General features: G+C 70.3%; 1 protein-coding gene. It reads right to left on the bottom strand.

Annotated features, from left to right (window positions below; genetic code table 11):
* The coding region (locus SB717_RS36810) for a hypothetical protein (protein WP_410908020.1) at positions 1 to 263 on the bottom strand (263 nt) is incomplete at both ends.

The raw sequence follows: 263 nt of genomic DNA, 5'->3' as shown, positions 1-263 counted from the left end.
GGAACAGGAAGGTCCGGGCCGAGTCCATCAACCGCTCGGTCGCCCAGACCTGCCAGCCGACGCGGGAGCGCACCGGGTGATAGCCCTTCTGCATGCCGATCGACAGCAACCGCACCAGGACCACGGTGAGCGCCGCGAACACCAGCAGGCTCACCAAGGTCGCGGCGGGGAGCAGGGCCATCGCGCGCAGCGTCACCGACCCGAGGTCATCGGCACGGCCCGCCCAACTGCCGATGACCGTCAGGCCTGCGGCCAACGAGACC

This window comes from Priestia sp. SIMBA_032 (genome assembly GCF_046535215.1).
GTDB lineage: Bacteria > Bacillota > Bacilli > Bacillales > Bacillaceae_H > Priestia > Priestia aryabhattai.
The sequence above is the reverse complement of the archived record's forward strand: the minus strand, read 5'-3'. Positions and strand labels throughout refer to the sequence as shown.